The organism is Polaromonas sp. P1_G2 (assembly GCF_056405515.1).
Window position 1 is genome coordinate 1 of the sequence record NZ_JBFUBY010000263.1, and the last position, 5775, is coordinate 5775.

Annotated in this window: 6 protein-coding genes; 2 read left to right on the plus strand and 4 right to left on the minus strand. The window is 64.0% G+C overall.

From position 1 onward, the window contains the following. The 4 genes from AC1D0P_RS20730 to AC1D0P_RS20745 form a co-directional block, all read right to left on the minus strand. Positions 1–315 (minus strand): hypothetical protein (locus AC1D0P_RS20730; RefSeq protein WP_477678471.1); only part of this gene is annotated, 315 nt, incomplete at its 3' end. Positions 316–343: 28 nt separating this feature from the next. Continuing rightward, positions 344–808 (minus strand): YiaA/YiaB family inner membrane protein, encoded by a 465-nt coding sequence (locus AC1D0P_RS20735; RefSeq protein WP_477653852.1) that lies wholly within the window; start codon positions 806–808, stop codon positions 344–346. Between the two features lie 123 nt (positions 809–931). Beyond that, positions 932–2881, minus strand: coding sequence for an MFS transporter (locus AC1D0P_RS20740; RefSeq protein ID WP_477678472.1), 1950 nt, complete (start codon positions 2879–2881; stop codon positions 932–934). Positions 2882–2895: 14 nt separating this feature from the next. Then, positions 2896–3789 carry a hypothetical protein gene (locus tag AC1D0P_RS20745; protein ID WP_477678473.1) on the minus strand — a complete coding sequence of 298 codons (894 nt, stop codon included), beginning with the start codon at positions 3787–3789 and terminating at the stop codon, positions 2896–2898. Positions 3790–3909: 120 nt separating this feature from the next. Between AC1D0P_RS20745 and AC1D0P_RS20750 the strand changes: the two genes are divergently transcribed. Next, positions 3910–4641: a helix-turn-helix domain-containing protein gene (locus tag AC1D0P_RS20750; RefSeq protein ID WP_477678474.1), complete on the plus strand. Its 732-nt coding sequence runs from the start codon at positions 3910–3912 to the stop codon at positions 4639–4641. Between the two features lie 234 nt (positions 4642–4875). After that, positions 4876–5775 (plus strand): hypothetical protein (locus AC1D0P_RS20755; protein WP_477678475.1); only part of this gene is annotated, 900 nt, incomplete at its 3' end.

The following is a 5775-nucleotide window of genomic DNA, read 5'->3' on the forward strand; positions in this document are numbered from 1 at the left end:
CGCCACACCCCTGCCCACCACCTCGATGCTGGCACGCGCGCCGTCGGAAGCGCGCTCCAGCACGTACAGGGTTCCGCGAGCCGTGCTTTCCACGGCCTTGACCACCAKCACCGTGCCCGCCGTGGACAACACGACCGGGATGGCCACCACGGCGCCTGCGGCGGCGCTGGCGCCGACCACAACGGAGGCCACCGGCAGGGCCGACACGGCGCTCAGGGCCGAGGCCTCGGATTGCGCCTGTGCGCTGAACGAGGCGGCGCTTCCCACCAGGGTAAGGCTGGCGGCGACCAAATATGTGGCCAATCGATTTTTCATGATGACTCCTTGTTTCGGGGTGTTGTGTTTATTCGTTGGCCGCGTGGCTGCGGGCGGCACGGCCCAGGCGGGCTTCGCTGAGGTCGGCCTCATGGCGGTCGCGCAGGGTCTTGGCCAGCGTGAAGCTGCAGGTGATCAGGTAAAGCCAGCTCACGCCCAGGAAGGCCTTGTAGGTCTCGTTGATCTCCATGCGCCACAGGCCCCAGCCGGTCAGCGACATGGCCAGGAAGAAGCCGCCCCACACCACCAGCTTGAACATAGGCGTGTCGGCCAGCTTGCCTTCGGCCCTGCTTTGCTCCTGGTCACGCACATACTTGGCCAGCACAAAGGCGGCCGACAGGCAGAAGAAATAACCCATGACCATGAAGGCGCGGTCCAGGTCCTTGCCGGGCAGCCACGACAGGCCCACGGCGCAGAGGAAAACGGCGATCAGGAAAGATGCCCAGACCTGTAATTGCCAGGGCTTGGAGTCACGGTGTATCAGTGTCTGCATAAAAACCTTTCCGGTGTTGAGGAGGCCCTAATGTGCGCCGCCTTACCGGAAAAGCTTGCAGATAGCGATACAGTTTCCCTTAAATGACCGAAAAGCATCGAATTTCGATACCCTTCGGGGTTCTCAGGCCTCAAGCAGCGCCGCGACACGGGCGCGCAAAATCTCGGGCTGCACCTCAGCCGGCGCCAGCGCCGGGCCAGTGTTCAGCCCCACCCGGTTGAACAGTCCGCGGCGAAAAGGCTTGGCCATCGCGGTCCCGCTTTCAACGCGGCTGAAAAACGATCCCCAGAGATTGGTCAGCGCCATGGGCACGACCGGCACCTGCAGCCCGTCGCGCTCGGCGTTTTCCAGGATCTTCATGATGCCGCCCTTGAAGGCCTGGAGTTCGCCGTTTTTGGTGATGCCGCCTTCGGGGAAGATCGCCAGCAGGTCGCCGTCGCGCAGAACTTTGGCGGCCGCCTCGAAGGCCGCTTCGTACAGCGCCGGGTCTTCGGTGCGCGGTGCGATCGGGATGGCCTTGGCCAGGCGGAACAGCCAGCCGAGCACCGGCATTTTGAAGATGCGGTGGTCCATCACGAAATAGATGGGGCGCGGGCTGGCGGCCATCAGCAGCACTGGGTCGACAAAACTCACGTGGTTGCAGGTCAGCACGGCCGCGCCCTGCGCCGGGATATTGTCGTCGCCGGTGATCTTGAAGCGGTAAACCAGGCGCGAGGCGATGAGCGCGATGAAGCGCAGCAGGTACTCGGGCACCAGCATGAAGATGTAGAAAGCCACCACCGCATTGGCCAGGCCAACGAAGAGGAATATCTGCGGAATGCTGAAGCCGGCTTTGAGCAAGCCGCCGGCCAGGATGGCGCTGACGATCATGAACAGCGCGTTGAGAATATTGTTGGCCGCGATGATGCGGGCCCGGTGCGTGGGCTGGCTGCGCAGCTGGATCAGCGCATACATGGGCACGCTGTACAGGCCCGCGAACAGGCTCAGCAACGCGAGGTCTATCATCACGCGCCAATGCGCATGCTGCGACATGAATTCGCCCACGCTCATGATGGCCACGGCGGGCAGGCCGCGCGAAGCGAAATACAGGTCCACCGCGAACACGCTCATGCCGATGGCGCCCACCGGCACCAGGCCGATTTCAACGTGGCGCTTGCTGAGCACCTCGCAGAGCAGCGAGCCGGTGGCGATGCCGATGGAGAACACGACCAGCAGCAGGGATGCCACCTGTTCGTTGCCGTGCAGCACTTCCTTGGCAAAACTCGGGAACTGGCTCAAAAACACGGCGCCGAAAAACCACATCCAGCTGATGCCCAGCATGGAGCGAAACACCACCAGATTGCCGTTGGCGAGCTTGAGGTTGCGCCAGGTTTCGGTGACCGGGTTCCAGTTGATCTTGAGGTCCGGGTCGGTCGCCGGCGTGAGCGGAATGAACTGCGAGACCAGCCGGCCCACCAGGGCCAGGCCCACACAGGCCATCGCCACATAGTCGGGCCCGACCTGCGGCACGGCCACCATCAGCCCGCCCACAACCTGGCCCAGCAGGATGGCCACAAAGGTGCCCATCTCGACCATGCCGTTGCCGCCCGTCAGCTCGCGCTCGTTGAGGGCCTGCGGCAGGTAGGCGAACTTGACCGGTCCGAAGATCGTGGAATGCAGCCCCATCAGGAAGGTGCAGCCCAGCAGCACCGGCACCTGGACGTTGGCGTTGTCGCTCATGAAGCCGACGGCCGCGATCAGCATGATGACCACTTCGAGGTTCTTGACGAAACGGATGACGCGCGTTTTTTCGAACTTGTCGGTGAGCTGGCCGCTGGTGGCCGAAAACAGCAAAAACGGCAGGATGAACAGCGCACCGATCACCAACCCGGCCATCGCGGGCTGCAGCCAGCTCACGCTGAGCTGGTAGGTCACCATCACGGTGAAGGCGAACTTGAAGAGGTTGTCATTGGCCGCACCGGAGAACTGCGTCCAGAAAAAGGGCGCGAAGCGGCGCTGCTTAAGCAGCGCGAACTGGTTCGGGTGCCCCTGGACAGGCGGTGGCGACACCGGTGCGGCGCTATCAACACTCATGCTTGACTCCTCGTTTAGGTTGTTGTGCGGCGGGCTGCGCGCCTAAGCAACGGACCCGCTCTGTTTTTGGATGGTGCACTGGATTCTGCCTTGGTTTCGCGCGCCGCCAGCAGGGCCGCGACCACAGGCCAGGCGGCGAAGGCGGCCACCACATGTTTGAGGCTGTGGCCCGACACCAGCTGGCCCGTCCATTCATAGACCGCGTGGTCGCCCAGCTCCAGCAGCTTGGCCAGCGCATAGATTGCGATCAGCAGCGCCCAGCGGACCGGCAGTTCCCGTGCCTGTGCGGGCCGCAGGCAGGCAAAACCCAGGATCAGCGCCATGCCGCCTCCCTGCAGCACGGCCCAGGGCAGCATATTGCCGGTCAGCGACCAGGCATGCACCGACAGCGGCCCCAGTACCAGCACGGCCGTGGCCAGCGCCATCCCGGCGCGCGCGCTGACCGCCCGCATCGCCGCCAGGCCCAGCAAACCGGCGAACGCCAGCACCATGCCGCCGCGGTCCCAGGCCAGGCCGGCATCGCCGGGCTGCAGGTGATAGGCCGCGGAGACCGCCGCCGTCACCCACAGCCCGCCGAAGAAGAGCCCTGCCATGGCCGCCGCCGCGGCGCTGACGACCCGCTCACGCACAGCCCGCAGCAGCGCCCAGATACCCACCATGCCCCACAAGGCGAAGGGCAGGTTGCTGATGACGTCCATCGCATGCGGCAGCCCGCCCCAGCTGCGCTGGTCGGCAAAGGCGTGGTAATGCGCGGACTGCGCCACCGAAGGCCCCAGCAACGCGGCTGCCAGCAGCAGAATGAAGACACCGGCGAGCGCGCACTCGCGGCGCCAGACCAGGGCAGCCGGCCGCGCGTGCCACGGGAGCGGCTCAACCCGGCGATGAAGAATGGAGGGGGTGGTCTGCATGCTGAAGCTCCTTGTCTATGGATGGGGTGAGCCGCACTGTGCGGGGCGGGGCCGGACTGCGGCATCAAAATTTAGCGCAGTGGAGCCAATTCGAACCTAAAGTACCGATAATCGATACCCATGAGCACCACCGCCGACCTTGTCACCGTCCTAAAAAAAGAACTCAAGGCCGCGCGCATGACCTATGCCGACCTGGCCGCCAAGCTGGGCATGGCCGAGTCCAGCGTCAAGCGCATGCTGGCCAAAGGGGACATGCCGCTGTCGCGCATAGACGCGATCTGCCGCGCGCTCAAGCTCGACTTTGCCGACCTCGCCAGGCATATCGCCGACACGCAGCCGCTGCTGGCCGAACTGGCCGAGGCGCAGGAAAAAGCCGTGGTGGCCGACAAAAAGCTGCTGCTGACCGCCATCTGCGTGCTGTCGCAATGGACGCTGGAGCAGATCACCAGCAGCTACCGCCTCTCGGAAGCCGAGTGCATCAAGTACCTCGCGCAGCTGGATCGCATCGGCATCATCGAGCTCAAGCCCCTGAACCGCTACCGGCTCAAGCTCGCCAAAACCTTTCGCTGGCGCCCGCACGGCCCGGTGATGGATTACTTCCGCGACAACGCCCTGCTCGACTATTTTTCTGGCGGTTTCGACGGCAATGGCGAAGGCCTGCTGCTGGTGCACGGATCCATCAGTCGCGGCCTGGCGCCCTCCTTCCTGGAACGCATGCAGCGTGTGGCCCAGGATTTCGCCCAGCAACACCAGACCGACCAGAAACTCGGCGACAAGGACCGGGAGGGCTTCACCCTGTTGCTGGCGATGCGCAGCTGGGAATTTGAGGCTTTTGCCGCATTGCGGCGTTAGCCCCCACGGTCGCTCACTTCGTGTAGCTCCCTGCCCCCCGAGGGGGCCGCCCGCCCTGCGGCCCGGCAAAGCCGGTTCCGCGGCTCATGCTGGGTTGAAGAATTCAACAACCATCGAGCGTAATTGCACGCAATTACATTAGCTAGCTAAGTAAATAGTGCGTTTACTGCTAATATTCAGCGATTAAGAGGCCGAAACGAGGCCTTTGTGCATGCAATTATCCTCGGACCCGCGATGAACCCCACCTCCACCTACGTCGGCCTGCCCATCCCCGTGGCAGCCAACCTGACCGACACCAAGTACTTTTTCCAGGCGCTGGACAACTTCTCGCGCGTGATGGCGATACGCCCGGGGGACAGGGTGCTGATGCTGGCGGACCCCTTGCTGGACCCGCGCGTGATCGACGCGGTGATCGRCATCGCCAAATCGCGCGGCGCGGAGGTGCGTATCTATATGGAGCCGAGCACGCAGGTGACGGCCGTGCCGGAAGAAGTGCATGCCATGCTGAAGAAAGCCACCTTTGTGGTGTCGACCTGGTTCTGCTCCATCCTGGATCCGCTGTGCATCAACCTGCGCCGCGSCGGCCAGCGCTGGGTCAAGATCACCTACTTCCGCAACCTTGACTTGCTGCACACGCCACAGGCGCGTTTCCCCGTCGAGGTCATCGGCGAGATCATCCGCGGCACGGCCGACCGATATCCGACGGAAGGCAACTTCGACCTGCGCTTCACCGACCCGCGCGGCAGCRATTTCCGCATCAGCTTCACGCAGGAAATGCGCGCCAACCAGCTGGCCACGAATCGCTGGCGCGGCCAGATGACAGCCGAAGAAGACGGCTGTTACGTGCACTACCTGCCGACGCACGGGCCCAACCTCTGGGACCACAACTCGGTCAAGAACGACTTCAAGGCCGTAGTGCCCATGTCCGGCGTGCTGTATCCGCAGTGGGCGGTCGGTTTTGCCAAACCGTTTGAGGAAAAAATCGCCGTGCGTTTTGAGGGCGACACGATTTCCTCGGTCGAGGGCATCTCGGAAGAGGCGGTGATCCTGCGCGAGATGCTGGTGGGCGGCCGCATGATCGAAGGCGGCGGCTGCGGCTTCAACCCCAAGGCGCCGCGCCACACGGTCTACCCG

Coding starts and splice junctions, on each gene's coding strand:
- AC1D0P_RS20740 (WP_477678472.1), bottom strand. CDS start 2,881: ATGAGTGTTGATAGCGCCGCACCGGTGTCGCCACCGCCTGTCCAGGGG.
- AC1D0P_RS20750 (WP_477678474.1), top strand. CDS start 3,910: ATGAGCACCACCGCCGACCTTGTCACCGTCCTAAAAAAAGAACTCAAG.
- AC1D0P_RS20745 (WP_477678473.1), bottom strand. CDS start 3,789: ATGCAGACCACCCCCTCCATTCTTCATCGCCGGGTTGAGCCGCTCCCG.
- AC1D0P_RS20735 (WP_477653852.1), bottom strand. CDS start 808: ATGCAGACACTGATACACCGTGACTCCAAGCCCTGGCAATTACAGGTC.